The sequence below is a fragment of the Polynucleobacter sp. UB-Piko-W3 genome (assembly GCF_018881635.1).
GTDB lineage: Bacteria > Pseudomonadota > Gammaproteobacteria > Burkholderiales > Burkholderiaceae > Polynucleobacter.
The window spans coordinates 1,662,597-1,685,307 of the sequence record NZ_JACVPY010000002.1; the positions used below are offsets into that span (position 1 = coordinate 1,662,597).

At 45.7% G+C, this 22,711-nt stretch carries 15 protein-coding genes, 1 tRNA gene and 2 pseudogenes; 2 read left to right on the forward strand and 16 right to left on the reverse strand.

Annotation, left to right across the window (positions count from 1 at the left end; all coding sequences use genetic code 11):
* Positions 1-200 precede the first annotated feature (200 nt).
* The 14 genes from ICN31_RS08865 to def form a co-directional block, all read right to left on the reverse strand.
* Positions 201-1,316 carry an SDR family oxidoreductase gene (locus ICN31_RS08865; RefSeq protein ID WP_216260542.1) on the reverse strand — a complete coding sequence of 372 codons (1,116 nt, stop codon included), beginning with the start codon at positions 1,314-1,316 and terminating at the stop codon, positions 201-203.
* A 506-nt stretch (positions 1,317-1,822) separates the two neighbouring features.
* Positions 1,823-2,299, reverse strand: a complete 477-nt coding sequence (locus ICN31_RS08870) for a TlpA disulfide reductase family protein (protein WP_215305579.1) — start codon at positions 2,297-2,299, stop codon at positions 1,823-1,825.
* Positions 2,296-3,546, reverse strand: coding sequence for a sialidase family protein (locus ICN31_RS08875; RefSeq protein WP_216260544.1), 1,251 nt, complete (start codon positions 3,544-3,546; stop codon positions 2,296-2,298). The genes ICN31_RS08870 and ICN31_RS08875 overlap by 4 nt, the downstream gene beginning before the upstream one ends.
* A complete protein-coding gene (locus tag ICN31_RS08880; RefSeq protein ID WP_216260545.1) occupies positions 3,546-5,750 on the reverse strand; it encodes a TonB-dependent receptor in 2,205 nt (734 codons plus the stop codon). The genes ICN31_RS08875 and ICN31_RS08880 overlap by 1 nt, the downstream gene beginning before the upstream one ends.
* Before the next feature lie 69 nt (positions 5,751-5,819).
* On the reverse strand, positions 5,820-6,191 hold the full coding sequence (locus ICN31_RS08885) for a DUF2946 family protein (protein WP_216260547.1): 372 nt from the start codon (positions 6,189-6,191) through the stop codon (positions 5,820-5,822).
* Between the two features lie 236 nt (positions 6,192-6,427).
* Positions 6,428-6,503, reverse strand: a tRNA-Phe gene (locus tag ICN31_RS08890).
* A gap of 46 nt (positions 6,504-6,549) precedes the next feature.
* Positions 6,550-8,745, reverse strand: a complete 2,196-nt coding sequence (locus ICN31_RS08895; RefSeq protein WP_216260548.1) for an OsmC domain/YcaO domain-containing protein — start codon at positions 8,743-8,745, stop codon at positions 6,550-6,552.
* 91 nt (positions 8,746-8,836) lie between these two features.
* Positions 8,837-9,520, reverse strand: coding sequence for a response regulator (locus tag ICN31_RS08900; protein ID WP_216260550.1), 684 nt, complete (start codon positions 9,518-9,520; stop codon positions 8,837-8,839).
* Positions 9,521-9,522: 2 nt separating this feature from the next.
* Complete coding sequence (locus ICN31_RS08905) at positions 9,523-11,832, reverse strand: ATP-binding protein (RefSeq protein ID WP_216260552.1); 2,310 nt, start codon at positions 11,830-11,832, stop codon at positions 9,523-9,525.
* On the reverse strand, positions 11,829-12,410 hold the full coding sequence (locus ICN31_RS08910; RefSeq protein WP_255530952.1) for a DUF4390 domain-containing protein: 582 nt from the start codon (positions 12,408-12,410) through the stop codon (positions 11,829-11,831). The genes ICN31_RS08905 and ICN31_RS08910 overlap by 4 nt, the downstream gene beginning before the upstream one ends.
* Complete coding sequence (gene rsmB, locus ICN31_RS08915) at positions 12,407-13,723, reverse strand: 16S rRNA (cytosine(967)-C(5))-methyltransferase RsmB (protein WP_216260555.1); 1,317 nt, start codon at positions 13,721-13,723, stop codon at positions 12,407-12,409. Before rsmB ends, ICN31_RS08910 begins: the two co-directional genes overlap by 4 nt.
* Positions 13,716-14,591 carry a zinc metalloprotease HtpX gene (gene htpX, locus ICN31_RS08920; protein ID WP_216260557.1) on the reverse strand — a complete coding sequence of 292 codons (876 nt, stop codon included), beginning with the start codon at positions 14,589-14,591 and terminating at the stop codon, positions 13,716-13,718. Before htpX ends, rsmB begins: the two co-directional genes overlap by 8 nt.
* Before the next feature lie 2 nt (positions 14,592-14,593).
* A complete protein-coding gene (gene fmt / locus ICN31_RS08925; protein WP_216260559.1) occupies positions 14,594-15,592 on the reverse strand; it encodes a methionyl-tRNA formyltransferase in 999 nt (332 codons plus the stop codon).
* A 9-nt stretch (positions 15,593-15,601) separates the two neighbouring features.
* On the reverse strand, positions 15,602-16,117 hold the full coding sequence (def, locus tag ICN31_RS08930) for a peptide deformylase (protein WP_088525559.1): 516 nt from the start codon (positions 16,115-16,117) through the stop codon (positions 15,602-15,604).
* 71 nt (positions 16,118-16,188) lie between these two features.
* Between def and dprA the strand changes: the two are divergent.
* Both dprA and ICN31_RS08940 read left to right on the forward strand, forming a co-directional pair.
* Positions 16,189-16,851, forward strand: a pseudogene (gene dprA / locus ICN31_RS08935) (DNA-processing protein DprA); the annotation flags it as partial.
* A 234-nt stretch (positions 16,852-17,085) separates the two neighbouring features.
* Positions 17,086-19,749, forward strand: a complete 2,664-nt coding sequence (locus ICN31_RS08940; RefSeq protein WP_370624314.1) for a DNA topoisomerase III — start codon at positions 17,086-17,088, stop codon at positions 19,747-19,749.
* Between the two features lie 59 nt (positions 19,750-19,808).
* Here the strand turns inward: ICN31_RS08940 and mnmC are convergent.
* Together mnmC and ICN31_RS08945 are read right to left on the reverse strand one after the other, a co-directional pair.
* Positions 19,809-20,810, reverse strand: a pseudogene (mnmC, locus tag ICN31_RS10650) (FAD-dependent 5-carboxymethylaminomethyl-2-thiouridine(34) oxidoreductase MnmC); the annotation flags it as partial.
* Positions 20,811-20,830: 20 nt separating this feature from the next.
* The gene (locus ICN31_RS08945) at positions 20,831-22,696 is read right to left on the reverse strand and encodes a phosphoenolpyruvate carboxykinase (GTP) (RefSeq protein WP_216260561.1); all 1,866 of its coding nucleotides are present in this window, start codon (positions 22,694-22,696) and stop codon (positions 20,831-20,833) included.
* Between the last annotated feature and the right edge of the window lie 15 nt (positions 22,697-22,711).

Below are 22,711 nucleotides of genomic sequence, written 5' to 3' on the forward strand. Positions count from 1 at the left end.
ACTTTGTTCACAAAATCAACATGCCCTTTGTATGGGATTGATTTGGAAGAAGTATTTGACCGACACAAGGAGTGCGGTAGTTAATGCGTCGGTCATGAGGCTTGACTGGCACAGGGATGGAACATCCTTGGAGTGCTCGCCACCGCTACATGAAGTGTCCTTTTAAAGGACATTGCTTCTTGGGCATTAAGTAGTCTTAGTTATTTGTAATCAAACTTCATTTGCTCAGAAATCAAAATATCTTTACTGGTTAGCTCACAAAGTCCCGCGTACTTTGCTAATGGAGTGGGCCCACCCATTCCCTCTTCAATCAATCTTTGATTATCAAAAGCAAGCTCAAGGGTTGAAAAGTTTCCATAAGTTTTAATTGCTTTAGCCACAATGCGTCGATTACATTCACCAAGAAGCGTTTTAAATTGATCTTTCATCTTAAGGATTTGTTCGTATGACTTTTGCTGATAATTCGTCAGCGGGGGCAAACCTGTTGCCTTAGTTATGGCTTCATCAATTTCAGCAAAACTTGAGGAATACTTTTCTCCCGCTGAGATATGGTACGAGTCATACTTTAGCTTTGGTTTAGTTAAAAGCAAATAAAGAGCATCGGCACAATAATCTACTGGAACAACATCAATCTTCTGATCTAAGGCACAAGGGAATGCTTTTAATGCCAGCGCCATTCTAAAAACCCAAAAGATACTTCCCGACGGCTTACAGCCTAGCTTGGTATGTCCGACAACAATGGATGGCCTAGCAATGACCAAGGATAAATCAGGCAGTTCTTCCTTTAGGCGTTGCTCAACTTCATGTTTACTATGCGTGTACTCTAAAAAATGCTGAGTTTTTTTACCGCGGTTATAGCCCTCGGGAACGGGATTTGGTGAATCCAACCCACAAGCCATTGCGGTACCAATATGAAGAAATCTTTTTAACTTACTCCGATGACTTAGGCCATGGGCCATATTTAAAACCCCGTCTACATTCGTTGGCCAGATAGAGGGGTGATTGCCAAAAGAGGCTACTGCGGCAGAGCTAACAACATTTTCAATGGAGCTCAGGCGTGGGTCATCAATCCAACGATTCACAACATTTAAATCACCGCACAGAATCTGCTCTAACCTAAGTTTTAATAACTGATCTGTTTTAATGCCATGATTTCTGAGTGTGTTAACTAACCTCACCATGCCCTCTTCAGGTTTTGATGAGCGAATTAGAAAAATCGCGTCCTCAACTTCACCACGAGCAAAAAGCTTGGCCGTCAAAGCTCCGCCAATAAAACCATTTGCTCCAGTAATTAGTGTTTTAGGTTGGAAAATCATTAGTGCGACTATCTAATAGAATCCATTAATTCTAATGGGTAGCTCAAAAGTCGCTTAAATCGACGCTTGACCACCACAAGGATGTCAAATTGGTTTGTCGTTTTAAACGACATTCCGAGTCAAGGGGAAAGTTGGAAGACCTTGGGAAATGGTGCCTGACCGCGGCTGACACTAGAGATTCTATGGACCACATCTAATGTTCGGAGAATTCTTGGTGGCCCGGGGCGGAATCGAACCACCGACACAAGGATTTTCAAATATCCTCCGATAGACCGCTTTCGCTTTGATTTCAAGGGCTTGAGTCACCAGTCTCGACTTGTCTAAAAAATGTGCGTCCTTGTGCTGGTCAAATTTGGCAATGAAATCAGAATCTTGCGAGGGGCAATTTTTCTGTGCGCACAGATTGTGTTGCCATACCCTGCCAGTCAACCACCATAGTGTCTTGTAATGTCGTTTAAAACGACACTTTGATCAGTGCCGCTTAATTTTGTAACTCTTTACTTGGCTTAACTGTTTTTCTTAAACCACGCTTTTACGGACTGAAAATTTACAGATCCAACCGTAGTTTCTTTCTTGCCAACTTTATCTATAAAAATAGTAATTGGCGTCTCCCCCCTCCATTTAGGGTCGATCTCATAGCGCAAACGCTCATCAAGGCTACTGGTTATGTAGTAATTATTTGCATTGCCTAAATTAGCCTGCCTCAACATCTTGCGAATCATCTCAGGCGAAACATCATCTACCTGAATAAAAACAACCTTAGCATCTTTATCAGACAACAAAAATTTACTCCATTGCGGCATCTCTTTGACACAAGGGGCACAAGTAACGCCCCAGAAATGAACAGCCATTGGTTTACCATTAGCCAAATTCAATATAGCACTCCAGTCACCTTTTTGATAAGGCTTGAGCGAAATCTCATCTGCATTCACAAAAGTGGATATGAATAAAAAAGTAGCAAATACAGTCAGAATCTTTTTCACTCAATCTGTCCAATCTTAGTTAGCTGATAACCGTCAGCCCTAGTAAGCCAAGATAAAAATACTTGGTTACCTTGGGAAATCAAAAGGGGATGATCAGAATAATCAGCAGTTTTAGAAAGCATCGTTTCTTTTGACCAAGTTTTTCCATCATCACCTGATTGCTTCATCACCACTACTGTATCGTGACCATCAAACTCTTTCCACACAAGCCATACATTCTTTCCCAATGCCAGAAGATATGGTCTGGAGGTGCTTGCGTCTGCCTTTCCCAAGCGCATAGGCTCAGAATAGGATGCGCCTTCATTATGGGAGTTTGCATAAAACACTCCGGCTCTATTAGCACCCTGTGTAAACCATGCCGTGTGAATAGTTCCTTGGCTGGAAACCCCTATGGCAGGGCCATGATGTGGGCAAGCATCTGTTTTCCATCCATCATTAGCAATACGCCTAATCTTGTCAGGACCATTGCTTGAAATAATTTGGGAAGCATGGTCTCGAACGCCGCCTGGAAATATCGCCCTATAGATGATGACTGGTTGATTCTTTTGATTCAAACTAACCCCAATTCGACAGCACTCGCAACTATCTTCATTAGCAATGCGCTCAGTTTGAAAAGTTCTGCCACTATCAAGAGAGTTTGAATAAGAAATTGAACCCCCTAGTTTCTTTTGCCCACCCTTGTTTGAGGCAGCTACCAGGCGTTTATCAATCCATGTAATAAAAATGTTCCCGTCTGGACGCATTAAGACCGAAGGAAATCTCTCGCTGGAGCCATTCACAACCAGTGATTCAGGAGCAGAAAAAGTGGTGCCGCTATCGGTAGATCGAGCCGTATTAATTTGTGCGTTCCACTTAGAGTCTTTGAAAAAAGCATATGCGAGAAATATATTTCCTTTAGCATCAGAAACGATTTGTGGGCGAGCGTCTCCACCAGCATCTAAAGACTTGCCGTGCTCAGCCACAACTGTTGGCAAAGAAAATGTTTTGCCCATATCCACTGATTGAGCAACGGATACTTTTCCACCTGAAGTCCAAGCCAACAATAGCTTGCCATCAGCCTTTAGAAATGGGGTTGCAGCATTTGCACAATCCAAGCCACTTCCCTCGCAAGCAGGGGGTTTACCCATACTCATCTTTGACATATGGGCAGAGTGATCCATTTGAGCAAATGCAGAATTAAGCGCGAGCAATCCCAAAGCACCCAACAAGAGCGTCTTGAGATTGAGGCGATGATATTTATTCAGCATTAGAAGATGATACGCGCACCAATAGTAATAGCTTGCGGCATACCAGCCTGATAACTTGTAGATTGTGTAGCCGAATTGAAAGTAATGTAATTACGATTAAATAAGTTAACAACTGATGCAAAAATAGAAGCTTGTTGAGTTAACTCATAATTTGCCCTCATGCCAACCACGGCATAAGCAGGCACTGGCAAGCTATGGCTCGTATTCATCCAGGAATTTCCAACATAGCGAACATTAGCCGTAAGACTTACTTTTGGAATGGGATAGTATGTTATTCCGGCATTACCAATATTTGCTGGTACCCCGCCCACTTGATTTCCAACATAAGGGGCATCACTCGTAGTCGTATAGGTTAACCAAGTTCTTGTGTACGCATAACCTGCGTCAAACGCCCACTTCGAATTTAAATCATGATGAAACTGTAATTCCACACCTTGGCTCTGTAAATTCTGGTTATTTGTGTAATAACTAATAGACTTTGACACGCAGTTGCCCGCAGCAGCAGAAAGAGGATTTGCGCCATTAGTAACGCCGCAGAGACTTTGTGCCAAAGCTACATCTGATGCACTTGTGGAGCTAAGACTATATGTTGCAACAGCATTTCTCACAAAATTATTAAATGCAGTAGCCTGAAAAAAACCTTGTTTCCAGCGATAGTCAGAACCAAATTCATAACCAGTCATTGTCTCTGGTGTTAAGTAGGGATTTGCAAAAAAATTTCCTCCGCTCGATGAGGCATATGACCTAAGCGTATTGTTCATTCCTGGCGCATGGAAAGCTTGATATGCGGCAGACCTCAAGTCCCAGTCCTTAGAAAGCTTATAGAGAAGTCCTAAGGTTGGGCTTAATTGAGTCTTACTTTGATTTGGAATATTTTGGTAAGACGGATTTGAACCATTTGCACCAGTGTTGTAGTAACTAGGCGTTTGACTGGTCCAGTAATCCACGCGAGCAGCAAGAGTGGTTTCCAGCGGAATTGCTTCACTTTTTGATTTAACCTGCCCCATTAAGCCGCTAAAGTTTTGTTGCCCTTTTGCATAATTAGTAGTGCTCAAACCGCCAGTGGTGGTCAAATTGTTCCCCATGTTGGAACCAGAAACATTTCTAACATCAACTGCCGCCACATACTGATCAATTAGACCTTTTGCTTCTTTGGTGTATTGCACTGATCCACCTAAGGTCGAATACGGATTTTGATAATTGGCACTAATGTATCCAGTTCCCGTAGCAATCAGTGCAGGATTAAGCGAAGTGCTTACTGCGGCGGCTGAACCATTTTGTTTATTAAAAATAGTATTTTCATAATATAGATTTGCTTGAACTTTAGAGCTATCGTCTATGCGAGTGGTGGTTCCGCCTGCAAAATTTGAATCTTGCTTAAGATTAGTAGCGAATCCATAGTTGCTGGAGATATCTTGCATTGTGTGATATCCAATTCTAAAAAAACCATCGGTGCTCTGAGAAGCCTTAAAGTTACCTTGTAGTCGAATATTGGAATTTTTAGACCAAGAGGAATTTTGTCCAGAACTAATATTTGCAGGAGAGGCGGGATAAATTGTGGCTATATTTTGATAGCCCTCAGTCCCAAAATAATCGGCTGAAAATCGTAACTGAAGCGAGTCTGATGCGATGATGTCTTTTGAGGCCGAAACATTGCCGGTGCCAAATGCACCATAGCTGGCAGAAATGTCCTGCTGACTATTCTTAGGGTTTTTTGTGTTGACGTTAATGACACCGCCCATTCCATAGTTTCCCCACAAACTAGAAACGCCTCCTCGAATAAATTCCACGGTATCAATTGAAGATAGTGGCACAAGATTCCACTGTATCGTTCCATAGAAAGCATCATTCAATGGAACGCCATCTACCATTACTAAAGTTCTTGAATTACCCAGACCGCGAACGTTAATACTTTGTCCTGTGGGATCCTTCTGGTAATAAGGAACATCATTTAGCAAAACACCAGGAGTATTTTTTAATACCTGATCAATAGTCTGATCTGGTGATGACTCTATAACCTCTTTAGTTAAGACGGTAGTATTTAATGGAATCTCATCTAGAGGCGTTCCAGAGCGAGTGGCATTCACAATTACGTTAGCTAACCGCTGATCGTAGTCTGGCGGAGGTGCTATCTGAGCATAGGCTTGAGATACCGTTAGAGATACACTCAAAGCTATCGGCGATATTTTTTCTATTAAAGACATTTACTTCTCCAAACAACAATGCAGCAACGTAGTTGCCAATTACATAGCTAGGCTATGTCCTAAGAATTTTTAGGCTTGTGCTGGAGGTGCCGCTGAGGGCGGAGTTACCCAAACGGTACGGGGTTTGGGTGATTCATAGAAAAGTCTTGGGAGCATCGCAAAGGTTTGCGGTGCTTTGAAAGTAAGCTTAGTGTTGAATACTGGGGTAATGCTGCTATGTGCTAAGCAATATGGGCAAGGTTGAGTAGTATCAACTTGATGGGTCTGATCATTAGCCTGAACAGTAACCTGCATTTTGCTTCCATCAACGGAACAAATTTCCATCGAGAAACCATGACCGCCTTTTGCAAGTGATGCGGCCTGAGAAAGTGCTGGCGCAAGCGCACTCATCGCGATAGCTGCGGCAGCAATCCAATGAACAAGTTTGCGGTTAAATTTCATCACAAAAGAATTTTAAGTCATAACTCAAATACCCATGACAACAACCGTCCTTTAAAAGGACGATTTGATAAGCGTCGCTTAAATCGACGCTTGACCACCACAAGGATGTCAAATTGGTTTGTCGTTTTAAACGACATTCCGAGTCAATGGGAAAGTTGGATGGCCTAGAGAAATGGTGCCAGACCGCGGCTAACACTAGAGATTCTATGGACCACTTCTAATGTTCGGAGAATTCTTGGTGGCCCGGGGCGGAATCGAACCACCGACACAAGGATTTTCAATCCTCTGCTCTACCGACTGAGCTACCAGGCCAAGACTTGGAATTATAGATGAAACTGCATTCTGGCTTGAAAAATGGCTAAGCCATAGCTTTTGCCCGAGCTGCATGCAATTTTCTGTAGCTATCGATCATCCGGTGGTGCCTATCCAGGCCCTCCAGCTTTAGGTTCGTTGGAGTCAATCCGTAGAAGCGCACGCTACCATCTACCGACCCCATTACGGCATCCATTCTCTCATCGCCAAACATCCGGCGAAGGTTGATGATGTAGTCATTAATCTCAAGGTCATCGGCCAGCAAAATCTCCAGTACTGCATTTAGGGCCTGATAAAACAATCTACGCTCTACTGTGTTGTCGTTATATTGAAGGAAAGCGGCGACTAACTCATGCGTATCATCAAATTGTTTTATTGCTAGGTTAATCAACAATTTCAATTCCAAAACTGTTAATTGACCCCAAGGTGTGTTTTCATCAAACTCAATGCCAATCAATGTAGCAATATCGCCATACTCATCGAGCTCGTTATTCTCTAGGCGCTCAAGCAGCGCACTTAAGCCTGCATTATCAAGCCGATGTAAATTCAAAATATCATTTCGGAACAACAAAGCCTTATTGGTGTTATCCCAAATCAGATCCTCTATCGGATAAACCTCAGAATAGCCTGGTACTAAAATTCTGCATGCGATCGCACCTAGCTGATCGTATATCGCTACGTAAGATTCTTTACCTAGGCGCTTGAGAATATCAAACAAAGTTTTTGCCTCTTGTGCATTAGCGTTTTCGCCATGGCTAGAGAAATCCCATTCAACAAAATCGTAATCTGATTTAGCGCTAAAGAAACGCCACGATACGATACCGCTTGAATCAATGAAGTGTTCAACAAAGTTGTTTGGCTCAGTCACCGCTTCACTTGCAAAAGTCGGTGGCGGCAAGTCATTCAAGCCCTCTAAGCTGCGCCCCTGTAGTAATTCGGTCAAACTTCGTTCAAGCGCTACCTCTAAACTTGGATGTGCGCCAAAAGATGCAAACACTCCGCCTGTTCTTGGATTCATTAAAGTAACGCACATCACTGGATAGATGCCACCTAGCGATGCATCTTTTACTAATACTGGAAAGCCCTGTTCTTCTAAGCCCCGAATGCCTGCCAAAATACTCGGATATTTTTCGAGCACTTTTTGCGGCACGTCAGGCAGCGCGATTTCACCTTCCAGAATTTCACGCTTTACTGCCCGCTCAAAAATCTCTGATAGGCATTGCACCTGCGCTTCAGCCAGCGTATTGCCAGCACTCATGCCATTACTGACATAAAGATTTTCAACCAAATTAGATGGGAAGTAGATCGTTTCGCCATCCGACTGACGAACATACGGCAATGAACAGATGCCACGCTGCGCATTGCCTGAATTCGTATCAATGAGATGTGAACCGCGCAAATCGCCTTCGGGATTAAAAATTTTCAGGCAGTGTTCATCCAAAATTTCTACTGGTAGCGCATCGTCCTTACCCGGCTTAAACCAGCGCTCATTTGGATAATGTACAAATTCAGCTTTAGCAATATCTTCCCCCCAGAATGTACCGGCATAGAAGTGGTTATTACTGAGGCGCTCGATATACTCGCCCAAAGCTGATGCCAGCGCGCTTTCTTTTGTAGATCCCTTCCCATTGGTAAAGCACATCGGCGAATGCGCATCACGAATATGTAAGGACCAGACATTAGGAATAATGTTGCGCCACGAGGCGATTTCAATCTTGATGCCTAACTTAGCTAACACTCCAGTCATATTGGTAATTGTTTGCTCAAGCGGAAGATCTTTTCCGACAATATAGGTGCTGGCCTCAGAAGCCGGGCTTAAGGTCAATAAGCTCTGCGCATCTGCATCCAGATTCTTTACCTCTTCAATCACAAACTCTGGCCCAGCTTGCACTACTTTTTTAACTGAACAACGTTCAATGGAGCGCAAAATACCCTTGCGATCACTTGCAGAAATGTCTTCTGGTAATTCAACCTGAATCTTGAAAATCTGTTGATACCGGTTTTCAGGATCAACAATATTATTTTGTGAGAGACGAATATTTTCTGTAGAAATATTGCGAGTCTCGCAATAGAGCTTTACAAAATAAGCGGCGCATAAGGCAGAGGATGCTAGAAAATAATCGAAAGGACCGGGCGCAGAACCATCACCCTTATAGCGAATAGGCTGGTCAGCAATCACCGTGAAGTCATCAAACTTGGCTTCAAGACGTAGCTTATCGAGAAAGTTGACCTTAATTTCCATGGGAAAATTCTAAAGATGATGGGAGGGCGATATGGACATCATTGTCCCTTGCAACCCCAATGTAAAGAATCAGCGCTTGCTGCCCAAGGCCTTATTGCTCACCCTTGTTGCGAGAGGTATCAATTCCTAGGGCTTTGAGCTTGCGATACAAATGCGTTCTCTCCAAGCCGGTGTACTCAGAAATCTTTGTCATGCTGCCGCCCATAATTTGCATTTGATGCTCAAAGTAGGCCTTCTCAAAGAGGTCTCTTGCCTCTCTTAGCGGCAAATCGAAATAAGTTTTTGCAATGCCGCTAATGAACTCGCCTTCCAAGGGTGCTGGGGCTGCTTCATTTATTGCTGGCTTAGGGGTCGCTGCCTGACTGGTATTGGGCTGAGCGACTCTCTGGGTTTCCGGCTCAACGTATTTTGGAGAGCTCTCTAGCGCTTTGCTAACCGTCTTTAACAGCTTTTGTAGGGCAATGGGCTTTTCCAGGAAATTCAATGCGCCAATACGGGTAGCCTCAACCGCTGTATCGATAGTAGCGTGACCAGACATCATCACTACGGGCATAGTGAGCTGTCCTGTTTTAGACCACTCTTTAAGTAATGTAATGCCGTCGGTATCTGGCATCCAAATATCGAGTAAGACCAGATCGGGGCGCATTTGTTCACGAATAGTTCGAGCCTGAATAGCGCTCTCTGCTGCATACACGGTATGGCCTTCATCGGTCAGAATCTCATTGAGAAGCTCACGAATTCCCATCTCGTCATCAACAACCAAAATACTAGCCATGTTTAGGCTGCCTCTTTTGCTAAATTCATAAACAATATTGATACCTGCGCACCAACTACTTCAGCTCCATGCATACGATTTCGTATTTCAATTTTGGCAGAGTGATCATCAATAATTTTTTTAACGACTGCCAAACCCAATCCCGTACCCTTGCTCTTTGTTGTGACATAAGGCTCAAATGCTCTTACCAATATCTTAGCTGGAAATCCTACCCCAGAATCGCTTATTGTTAATCGCACTGCCTTTTGCTCTATGCCATTGTGCTCTCCATAGGGAACTAGCTCTGTTTTTACTTCGACTGCTTCGCCAGGATGCGGGCCCTCCAGAGTTGCATCTTGAGCGTTTTGCAATAGATTATGTATCACCTGCCTGAGTTGGGTAGGGTCGCCCATAATGTCTGGGCAATGTGGATCTAGCTGGGTGCGCAATGGACTTCCCTCATACAGACCCAGGATTTCTGAGGTGAGCGTATTGATAGACAGGGGTTTAAGCTGTGGCGCAGGTGTTTTAGCAAAATCTCTAAAGTCATTCACCATCTCCTTCATCGCTTGTACCTGACCAATAATGGTTTCGGTGCTGCGATTGATCATTTCTTCATGCTCGGGAGTCAGTTTGCCAGCAAGCTTGTGCTGCAAACGTTCAGCCGATAACTGAATTGGGGTAAGTGGATTTTTGATTTCATGGGCTAGGCGCCTTGCAACCTCACTCCAAGCAATGGATCTTTGTGCACTGACTACATCAGTGATGTCATCAAACACCACCATGCGCAAATCTTCAGTTAACTCTGTACCGCGAACAAATAAAGTAGCGCCTAACTCATTCTCAAATTCATTAGTCGTGTGTAGTTGAATTTGCTTTTGCCAAACGGGAGCAGCCTTAAGCGTGCCCTGGGAGGTAGGAGCGCCTTCATTGGTAACCGCAAGCCGCATTGTTGCAAAGCCCTCTTTAATGGCGCCCTCAAACTCAGCAAGTGCCGGATTACTGCTTAACGGCTTACCATCTAAATGGGTCAGGTCTTGCGCAAAAATACGGTCTGCGCCTGCGTTGCTGGATACCACGTTATAGCGCTTATCAAAAATGCAAACGCCTGCAGTGAGGTTGCCTAGAACCTTCTCTAGGAAAGCCTTTGATTCTTGCAGGGAGTTACGTGTATCGGCAAGTTGCCGGGTCATCAGATTGAACTGACGAGTCAACATTCCCAGCTCATCTCCAGTATCTAACTCGGGCTTTGGAGATAAATCGCCTTGCGCAACGGCCTGGGTTCCTTTGAGCAACATTAATAGTGGGCGAGCCAATTGGCGGCCCAACAATAAGGCCAGGGTGACAGCAACAAATAAGGCAAAAAATAAGGTGAGCGTTAACGTACCAACGAACATTTTTCGCAAACCAGTACGCCCTAAAGATTTCTCTTGATATTCAGTGTAGGCAGACTCAACTGCAAAAATATTTTTAGCCAATGGAGTCGGGATAGTGCGCACTAATTGTAAGAAATATCGATCCTCTGCATCTTTGTTGCCGTCTTGTTTACTAAGGCCGCTCTTCTTGCGCACAATCGGTACGACAGCCCTTACTTGATAGCCCTGCTGTCCACCTTCTATTTCGACTTGATCTAAAAAGGCAATGCCTTTCTTTTTAAAAGCTTCAGCCACTATTTCAGCGTTGGGTGCAGGTAAATATTTTTTGGGCCTTAGCTCGCTAGTCAAAATCAAATTGCGCTGTACATTAAACAGGGTAACCTCTTGAATGCCAAATTGATTACGAATCTTCATAATCATCACGCCAACCTGGTCAGAGCTCGCGCCCGGGGGAACCTGAACAACCTGTTCCGCAATAAATTTTCCCTCAGCTAAAATCTCTTCTTGGGCAATTTGCAAGGTCACACGCCCCAACTCTAGACCAGAGTTCAGCGCTGATTCAACCTTCACATCAAACCAAGTTTCAATGCTGCGTGACACGAACTGCAGTGAGACGCCGTACAAAATCAAGCCCGGGACAACGCCAACCAAAGCAAAAATCATTGCAAGCTTGGCAATCAAGCGAGTACCAAAATGTCCTCTGTACCAACGAATACCAATCACTGTTACCAAAATCAAAATCACTAGAGTTAAGCAAGCTCCAATAACGACATTGGCTGCATAAAGCCAAATAAAATATTTATCAAAAAAATCTGTATTGGATGATGCGATCGATAGTAAAACCAGAAGAAACAAAGCAAATACGCCAATAACACCTATAGAAATGGGAATCGCCTTCTTTCTCCAGACTTTGGATGTAAAAAAAGTGCTCTGAAACAGTGTTGAAAATACTTTCATCGCTTGATGAGATTCGGGCCAGATGGTGAAAAGGGAATGCGCAGCCAATCGCTAGAAACATTCCACTGACGGTTATTTAAGGCATTCACTTGGAAGGGCTTGGGTAGCTTGGTCAAATCTAAAGCCATCCGCAGAGACGCTATATATGACTTGCCTACATCTAACTGACTATTATCAATTACGCGCCAACCACCAACACCACCAACTACTTGCAAGGCCTCTGAAATTGTCTGTGCGGAAAATGTAAATCCCTCTGAAGCAATTCGATATTGTTGAGTTAGGGGCTGGTAAGACAGTCGGGTTTGTCTCTGAATAATCACAGGTTTTTCATCAAACCAATACCAACGCGAGCGCGTTAAATCAAACTCTGTTTGAAAGTAAAGCACTACACCTTTTTGAACCGCATCCTCAAGATCGGGAGAAAGTTCAATCTGAAAAGTGGCATTCATAAGCCAATCAGTATCTACCCTCTCTAACTCAAAGGATTTGATTTTGATTCCTTCTGCGCTTGCATTTATTGAAAATACAGTCAGCGCCATCAAGCATAAAAAGAGGTATTGTTTAATTCTTTGGCTCATTGCCCATTCTTCTTAAACAAAGCATAGTAAAAACCGTCGCTTACGTCAGTCGGCAGAATCTGTCCTGGAGCGCCTAATCGTAACGCATTGCCATGCTGGGCAGCAAACCAAATGGCCTGCTCCTCTCCCTCCTCGGGAAATACCGAGCAAGTAACGTAGAGCATGAGACCTTCCGGCTTCAACATTTTCCAGGCCTGCTCCAAGATTCCGCGCTGCTTTTGCTGCAAGGACTTGATATCAGCCTCGCGTCTTAGAAAGGGTATATCTGGGTGTCTAGCCACAATGCCTGAGGCGGAACATGGCGCATCGAGCAAGATTTTGTCAAAAGGGCGGCCGTCCCACCAAGTTGCTTTTGAAGCGTCGCCCCGCAGCACCTGTACTTTGTCAGAATGCAAACGCAAGCGATCTAAATTACCGCTGACTTTACTAAGGCGCTCGCCGTCAAGCTCCAAAGCCACCATCTCACAATTAGCCAACTCGAGTAAATGCGCAGTCTTGCCGCCAGGCGCCGCACAAGCATCCAAAACTCGCTCACCTGACTGAGGACTTAAGAGGGCTGCTGCCAACTGTGCTCCAGCATCTTGAACCGAGACTGCGCCAGCATAAAAACCTGGTAGATCTGAAACCGGGACCGGGCTAGACAATACCAAAGCTGCAGCCAGCTTTACCCCAGCAACTTCCTCGACTGGAGCGGATGTAATTCCACTCTCGCTTAACAAGGCTTGATATTGATCTCGTGAATATTGTTTTTGATTGACACGCAAAATTAATGGCGCCCGCTTTGCTTGTGCAAACAGAATCGATTGCCATGTCTTTGAGTAATGCCGCTTTAGATTAGCGCGCCACCAAGGCGGAACAAACATTGGAATAGGGTCTGGCGCAAAACGGGTTTCGCCATCTGCTGGCTGAACGACAAGGCTTACCTTGCGAAGTACCGCGTTCACCAAGCCTTTGGCATACATGGTCTTATCGTAATTGTCACAGGCACTGACAGCTTGATCAACAATAGTGTGAGCTGCATAGCCCTTGCCGTCTGCGTTTTCATTTAAGAACAGCGCAATAGCAACGCTCAACAAATGATCTACCTCTGGAGGGGGGTTCTTTGGGATAAATTGTTTGATGAGCTCATGCGATCGCACCCATTTACGCAAAGCGTCAAAGCTTAAGCTTTGCACAATAGGGCGCTCATGGGGCTCTAATTCATCCAAAACCTCCGTTAGCGACCTCCCACTCATTACCTCACCGACAGCCTGAGCAGCAATAGTGATTGCCTCAGAAAGTGGAAGACTAAGCGACGTTTTTTTATCAGTCAACTGAATTTGCTCTGGGGTATGACCCGGTTTTTGCCATAGCCATCAGGCGCCCTACCCGCTCCTCAGTAGGTGGATGGGTTGAAAATAATTGCGCAAGGCCGCCAGCGCTTAAGGGATTTAGGATCATCATTTGCGCCGTTTCTGGGTGCTGCTCTACTGCTCTAAATGGCATGCCTTGTGCATAGTTATGTATTTTCTCTAGCGCATGGGCCAAAGCCTCGGGATCGGCGCTAATCTCTGCTCCGCCACGATCTGCCTCATATTCTCTTGCTCGCGAAATACTCATTTGAATCAAACTTGCGGCAATCGGCGCCAAGATAGCAACCAATAAACTGGCGATCGGATTGTGGGGTCTACCTTCGGAGTCACGCCCACCAAAAAACATTGCAAAGTTAGCAAGGGCTGAAATTGCGCCTGCCATCGTTGCCGCAACGGTTGAAATCAAAATGTCGCGGTGCTGCACATGCGCTAGCTCGTGAGCCATCACACCACGCAACTCGCGATTAGACAAAATCTTAAGAATGCCCGTGGTAGCTGCTACTGAAGCGTTCTCAGGGTTTCGTCCTGTTGCAAAGGCGTTAGGCGCGTCTTCATCAATTAAAAAAACTTTGGGCATTGGTAAACCAGCTCTATCTGCAAGCTCTTTTACCAATGCATAAAACTGGGGCGCAGACCGCTCATCAACTTGCTGAGCATTTGTCATCTTCAACACCATGGTGTCGGAAAACCAGTAGCTAAAAAAGTTCATGCCAACTGCGAGCAACAAAGCCATCAACATTCCTTGCTCGCCACCTAACATGCCGCCAACCACAATAAACAATGCAGTAATTGCTGCCATCAAAATAGCAGTTTTTGCGAAATTAAACATTCCTACTCCTTTTTATGAAAGCGCAATACTTGTTCACGGAAAGTAAACACCTGCAAGCAAATACTGGCAGGCATCTTCTTGCCACCCGGCTTTTGCATTTCTAAAATTTCTATCGCTCCCTGCCCGCACTGAATATAGGCGCCGTTTTCACTAAGGCCTAATAGTTCGCCGGGATGTCCAGTTGCGCTAACAGCGCCCGCTTTTGGAATACGAGAGTTCCAAAATTTGATCTCGAGCTCTTGGGCATTACTAGTGGCGCCAGGAAAAGGGTTAAAGGCCCGAATCCGTCGATCAATTTCTTGGGCACTCAAGTTCCAGTCAATTTCTGCTTCGCTCTTTAATATTTTTTCTGCATAAGTTACGCCGTTTGTTGCTTGCGGGGTGCGCACTAAAGCTTTGCCTACTTGCAAACAATTTAGCGTTTCCACAATTGATTGGGCGCCTAATTCTGCCAATCGATGATGCAGGCTACTGCTGGTTTCTTCAGGCGCAATATCAAGCTCACTAACAAGGACCGTATCGCCCGTATCAAGACCGACATCCATTTGCATAATACAAATGCCCGTTTTTGTGTCGCCCGACTCAATCGCTCGCTGTATCGGAGCAGCGCCACGCCAACGCGGCAATAAGGATGCGTGAATATTAAAACTGCCGCTTCTTCCGGGCTGCTGCGAAATATCTAAAACATCTTGTGGCAGGATAAGCCCATAAGCAACTACCACCATGGCATCAAAATCGATTTCGGATAATTGCCGATATGCTTCTAGAGCCTGAGCTTGTTTTTCGGGATCGGCGCTATTGCGCTTAAGGGTCTCCGGCTGAAGTAGGGGAATATTTTTTTCTAATGCAAACTCTTTTACTGGGCTTGCTTGTAAGTGCATGCCCCTTCCTGCACGGCGATCGGGCTGGGTCAGCGCAAGAACAATTTCATAGCCTGCATCATCAATTGCGCGCATTGCGCACGCCGCAAACTCAGGGGTTCCAGCAAATACAATTTTCATCGGCAGCGCCTAGCGCTCACCCGCAAACTCTTTGGCGCGCTTTTTTAGTTTTTGAGAAATACGAGTTCGCTTGAGTATCGACAAATACGCAACAAATACCTTACCCTGTAAATGGTCAAGCTCATGTTGTAAACAGACCGCCAATAAACCATCTGCATCAAGCTCGAACTCTTTTCCATCAATATCTAAGGCCTTCACTCGAACTTGTGATGGCCTTTCAACTTCATCATAAAAATCGGGAACCGAAAGACAGCCTTCGCGCCAGGATTTTTTTTCAGGGCTTGACCAAATAATTTCTGGATTAATAAAAACCTTCAAATCATTTTGGTCTTCTGATATGTCGATAACGACAATGCGCTCGTGAATATCAACCTGGGTTGCAGCTAGGCCAACCCCTGGGGCCTCATACATTGTGTCGGCCATATCAGCAACGATTTTTTTTATGCGCGCATCCACTTGCGCTACCGGTTTAGCAACCTGATTTAAGCGCGGGTCTGGGTAACAAAGGACGTTTAACAAAGCCATCTAGGAATTATCTAACAGAGCAATCAGTCTGTCCTGATTGCGGTAATTCCCCTGAAGATCAAAATCTTTTTATGCATCCATTTCCAAAACCAAACCAAATCTCTTGTATTGCTAGGGGCGATGAAAAATACCCGCCCCGTCTTAATGATTTGTATGATCCGCCTGAGCGTCTATATATAGACGGGGATCTTGGCTTACTCAAAACCCCCATGATTGCCATTGTGGGCTCTCGCAAGGCTAGCACTGAGGGCCTTAAAAACGCCGCCGCTTTTGCCAAGGAGCTCTCGCAAGCAGGCTTGCTGATTGTCTCAGGGCTTGCAAGGGGCATTGATGGGGCTGCCCATCAAGCAACCCTTGGGCTCGGCACCAAGCACCTCACCATGGCAGTGTGTGGGACCGGCCTGGACGTGATTTACCCCAAAGAACATCTTGATTTAGCCAGAAACATCAGAAATCAAGGACTTTTAGTCTCTGAGCTGCCCTTGGGCGCCCCGCCCAAATCATGTCATTTCCCTAGGCGCAACCGGATTATTGCAGCGCTATCAATTGGCGTCGTTGTGATTGAAGCAGCCGAAAAATCGGGCTCCCTCATCACAGCAAGGCTTGCATCAGAGCTGGGAAGAGAGGTTTTTGCTGTGCCAGGGTCGATTCGTCACCCCCTTTCTAGCGGCTGCCACCTTCTCATTCAGCAAGGCGCAAAACTGGTGCGTAACCCCAAAGAAGTGCTAGAAGAGTTGGTTTTTTGAGAAAACCCCTATTTAAAAGGGTTTAAATGCGGTTTTTTCCCCATAAACGGCCTTAAGGGGGGGTCTCTGTATAGTCGAAAAGTTGACCTTTTTGGACTTTTCCCAATTTATCGGTTAATAATAAAAAAGGGGGTAAGCAATTGACCAAACCCTGATTTGGTTTAAATTGTTCATCTTTTTTCTATTAGAAACATCATTTCAGGCTCAAATTTAGGCAAACGCGTGGCTAAAGTATCTACTAAAAGCAGCACCAAGACCGCATCTGTGGATCACCCAAAGACCCTCGTCATTGCGGAGAAGCCGTCTGTGGCTAATGACATTGCCAAGGCCCTGGGTGGCTTTACTAAGCATGAGGACTATTTTGAAAGCGATGACTTCGTTATCTCCTCTGCAGTTGGACATCTCTTAGAAATTGCGGCGCCAGAAGAGTATGACGTTAAGCGCGGCAAATGGTCTTTCGCCAACCTGCCGGTAGTGCCCCCCTATTTTGATTTGCGGCCGATTGTAAAAACAGAATCGCGCCTGAAGGTTTTGCAAAAACTCATCAAGCGTAAAGACATCACCTCCCTAATTAATGCATGTGACGCGGGACGCGAAGGCGAGCTGATCTTCCGCTTAATTGCACAACATGCCAAAGCATCGCAAAGCGTCAAGCGTTTGTGGCTCCGGTCAATGACACCAGCAGCAATTCGTGATGGCTTTGCAAACTTACGCACTGATGTAGATATGCAACCGCTTGCTGATGCAGCACGTTGCCGCTCAGAAGCTGACTGGCTAGTTGGCATTAATGGCACTCGTGCCATGACTGCATTTAACAGCAAGAGTGGTGGCTTCTTTTTAACCACCGTGGGTCGCGTTCAAACCCCAACCCTCTCGATTGTGGTCGAGCGAGAAGAACTCATTCGTAAGTTTATTTCCAAAGACTATTGGGAAGTAAAAGCGGAATTTATTGCTGCTGCTGGAGTTTATGAGGGTCGCTGGTTTGACCCTAAATTCAAGAAAGATATCGCCGAACCAGATGCACGTGAGAATCGCCTCTGGAGTGAGGCTGCAGCGCAAAGCATTGTTGCGGCATGTCGCGATAAAAAAGCAAGTGTTACAGAGGATTCCAAGCCAGCAACCCAGCTTGCCCCGCAGCTTTTTGACCTCACCAGCTTACAGCGTGAAGCAAATGCCCGTTTTGGTTTTTCTGCAAAAAATACTTTAGGTCTTGCGCAAGCACTTTATGAACGTCATAAAGTTTTAACGTATCCCCGTACCGATGCAAAAGCACTGCCAGAGGACTATTTAGATACCGTTAAACAAACCATGGAAATTCTTGCAGAAAACTCTCAAGACTATCGTGCGTTTGCCAAACAAATTCTGACGGGCGACCCGAAAGACCCAAAATCAAAAGCGGGTTATGGTTGGATCAAACCAAACAAACGCATCTTTGATAACTCTAAAATTTCAGATCACTTTGCCATCATTCCAACCCTGGAAACACCCAAGACCCTTAGTGAGCCAGAGGCAAAGTTATATGACTTAGTGGTGCGGCGCTTCTTGGCAGTCTTTTATCCTGCCGCAGAATTCAAGGTTACCACCCGAATTACCGAGGCTTCAGGGCACCATTTCAAAACCGAGGGTCGTGTACTAGTTAATCCTGGCTTCCTAACTGTCTACGGCAAGTCGAATCAAGCCGATGATGAGTTAGTGCCAGTACAAGAGGGCGAGGCCGTTCAAAGCGAATCGATCGCAGCGGTGCCACTAAAAACAAAGCCGCCTGCACGATACACAGAAGCAACCTTGCTGTCGGCAATGGAGGGCGCCGGCAAATGGGTTGATGATGATGACATGCGCGAGGCTATGGCAGAGAAAGGTTTGGGAACACCTGCAACGCGAGCTGCAATTATCGAAGGCTTGCTTGCTGAAAGATATATCGTGCGCGAAGCGCGTGAACTCATCCCCACAGCAAAAGCGTTTCAATTAATGACTTTATTGCGCGGCCTAGATGTTGAAGAACTAACCCGCCCTGACTTGACTGGTAGCTGGGAAAACAAGCTCTCTCTCATTGAGCAGGGCAAAATGAATCGCGATACCTTCATGCAAGAAATTGCACAAATGACTCAGCGTATCGTCAAACGCGCCAAGGAATATGACAGCGATACTATTCCGGGCGACTATGCAACGCTGACCACACCATGCCCGCACTGTAAGGGCTCGGTGAAAGAAAACTATCGTCGCTTTGCTTGTGAAAAGTGTGGCTTTACGATCAGTAAAACTCCGGGCGGGCGGGCGTTTGAATATCCTGAAGTAGAAGAATTGCTGCGTGAGAAAACAATCGGACCTCTGCAAGGCTTCCGCAGCAAAATAGGTCGCCCATTTGCTGCCATTATTAAGTTAAGCGAAATTCCAGAAGATGATGCTGACTATCCAAATGCGGGCTTCAAGCTTGAGTTTGATTTTGGCAACACTCAAGATGAAGAAACTGAGGCAATCGATTTCACGGGTCGCCTGGCTTTGGGTGCTTGTCCAAAATGTTCTGGCGCAGTATATGAAGATGGCATGCGTTACCTTTGCGAGAAAAATACTGGGCCAAGCAAAACGTGTGATTTCAAAACAGGCAAGGTAGTTTTGCAACAAGAAATTTCACCTGAGCAGGTGCAAAAACTGCTGACAGAAGGTAAGACTGACCTCTTGACCAACTTCAAATCAAACCGAACTGGTCGTGGCTTTAAGGCCTATTTAGCCTTAGGCGCTGATGGCAAAATTGGTTTTGAGTTTGAAGCCAAAGCTGCAGGTACGGCTAAAGCTCCGGCAAAGAAACGTGCGGGGGCTAGTGCAGCAACTAAGTCTGCTGCAAAGCCCAAGCGCGCAAGCAAAGCAAAGTCATCATCTAGCAGCTGAGCGGTAATCAGCTTGGCTGCTAGCGCTGACCATAAAATACCTCGTGAGCCCAAAGCGGTAGCTAAAAAGATTCCTGGTCTTTGAGTAAGCGCGCCAATGATCGGCAAGCGATCGCCGGCAACGCAGCGCACCCCAACAAAATCGCCAGCCTTAATTAGCCCCTTGAGATCTCCTTCAGAATAAGCAAGCAAGCCTTGTGCTTGCTCACGATTGAATGCATCGCTGCTGTCTCTTGAGCCCAGATCATCTTCGCCCTCATCAAAACTAGAGCCAACCATCCAACGATAGCTACCGTCCTCAAGATGCTGGGCAGGAAGACAATAGCCATCGCCCGATATTCCAACTCGCGGTAATTTTGATGCCCAAGCATCATCTTTTTTGATTGAAAAAATACTGAGTTGTCCACGCACAGGTTTTAAGGGCAACTTTATTCCGATACTGCTCATTAAAACCTTGCTATCCATTGCCGTTGCAACCACCACCTTATCTGCAGTAAGAATGACTTCATCAGCCTCATTCAATAAAAGCCATTTGCCATTAGCTTGTTCGAGTTTTGCGACACGCGTGTTCCATAAACAAGTTAAATGCTGTTGCTCTTGCAGTAGTGCATTGCTCGCCTCAAATATGCTTAAGGATGCTCCGCGAGAAAGCCACACTCCATTTTGTTTAATGCCACAAATTTTTTCTGCTTCTTGGGCATCTAAAGCAACCGCAATATCTTCATCAAGGCCTAATGACTTCAAATAATTGGCAACTTCTACTCGGTCAAAGTGTTTGTCTTTTTTGCTGGGCTGAAAAATACCGTGCTGGTTCCAGGCCTTGCCCCATCTAGCCTCAGCCAACAAAAAGGCGATGCGCGTTAAGCGCAATAAACGCGGTGATCCTATACCTATGTGTGGATGCGCAATAGCATATGCATGACTTGAACAGGCGGTAGCGGCAGATGATGCAGCATCAACAATACATACAGATTTGCCACGTTGGAGCAACTCATTTGCGATGGTTGCGCCGCAAATGCCTGCCCCTATCACCACTATTTCATGGTGTTGGGGTTTGGTCATTTAACTAATTAGAAAAAAGCTTAAGCGTTTAAGCGCTGTTCAATTTTCGCGCGAGTTTCTTTGAGCTCTTTTGGTAAGCGATCGCCAAGATGATCAAATAATTCGGTGTGAAGCTTCAACTCGTTCTTCCAGTCATCAACGGAAACATGAATGGCTTTAGCAAATTTCTCGGCTGAATAATCTAGGCCATTCCAATGGATATCGCCGTGCTCTGGGCAAATGCCAAAAGGCGTTTCTTTGCCTTCTGCCTTTCCTTGTGCTCGCTCCAAAATCCAAGAAAGCACGCGCATGTTTTCGCCAAAGCCTGGCCAAACAAATTTGCCATTCTCATCCTTGCGGAACCAGTTAACGCAATAAATCTTAGGCAAAACGGCGCCTTCGGCCTCTAACTTCTTGCCGATATTGAGCCAATGCTGAAAATAGTCGCTCATGTTGTAGCCAGCAAATGCGATCATCGCAAACGGGTCGCGACGCACGACACCAATTTGACCAGTGATCGCTGCGGTCGTTTCTGAGCCAAGGGTAGCAGCCATGTAAACACCCTCAACCCAATCCCGCGCCTCACTAACCAAAGGCACCGTGTTTGAGCGACGGCCGCCAAACAAGAATGCATCAATTGGAACGCCTTCTGGATCGTCCCATTTAGGATCAACAGCTGGGTTGTTGGTGGCAGCAACAGTAAAACGTGAATTTGGATGTGCAGCTTTGCGACCTGCGGCACCATCTGCTGGAGTCCAGTCTTTGCCTTGCCAGTCAATCAAATGGGCTGGCGGGGTTTCTGTCAAGCCTTCCCACCAAACATCACCATCGTCAGTCAAACCAACGTTCGTGAAAATCACGTCCTGATTTAAAGAGTCGATACAGTTTTGATTGGTCTGACGATTTGTGCCAGGCGCTACACCGAAGTAACCGGACTCCGGGTTAATTGCAAACAAACGGGTTTTGCCAGTAACCGGATCTTTACGCGGCTTGATCCATGCAATGTCATCACCAATCGTAGTGACCTTCCAGCCATCAAATCCTTTGGGTGGAATCATCATAGAGAAATTAGTTTTGCCGCAAGCCGATGGGAATGCAGCGGCAATGTGATGTTTTTTGCCCTCGGGTGAAGTTACTCCCAAGATCAACATATGCTCTGCTAACCAACCTTGTTCGCGACCCATATTGGATGCGATACGCAGTGCAAAACATTTTTTACCTAACAATGCATTGCCTCCGTAACCAGACCCAAACGACCAGATCTCACGGGTTTCTGGATAATGAACAATGTACTTAGTCTTGTTGTTTGGCCAAGCAACGTCCTTTTCGCCAGCGGCTAGGGGCTTGCCAACAGTATGGACACAGGGCACGAACTCGCCATTAGCGCCCAGCTGATCAATCACAGCTCTGCCCATGCGGGTCATCAGGCGCATATTGATTGCAACATAAGGGCTGTCGGAGAGCTCAACACCAATGTGAGCAATCGGGGATCCTATTGGGCCCATGGAGAATGGCACAACATACATTGTTCTGCCGCGCATGCAGCCATCAAACAAAGGGTTTAGTGTTGCACGCATTTCGCTTGGCTCCACCCAGTTATTGGTGGGGCCAGCATCGTCTTTTTTTGCAGAGCAAATAAACGTTCGGTCTTCGACTCGCGCTACATCCTCTGGGTCTGAAAGGGCTAAAAATGAGTTTTTGCGCTTGCTTGGGTTTAAGCGCTTAAATACTCCAGCCTTCACCAGGAGCTCACAAAATTCGTCATATTCAGCCTGGGAGCCATCACACCAGCGAATTGCATCTGGCTTAGTAAGAGCAGCCATCTCGCCAACCCACTCTATCAATTGCTTGTTTTTTACGTAAGCTGGCGCATTCGCATCAATTTGGTCAGTAGTTGCTGTAGTCATATATTTACCCATGAA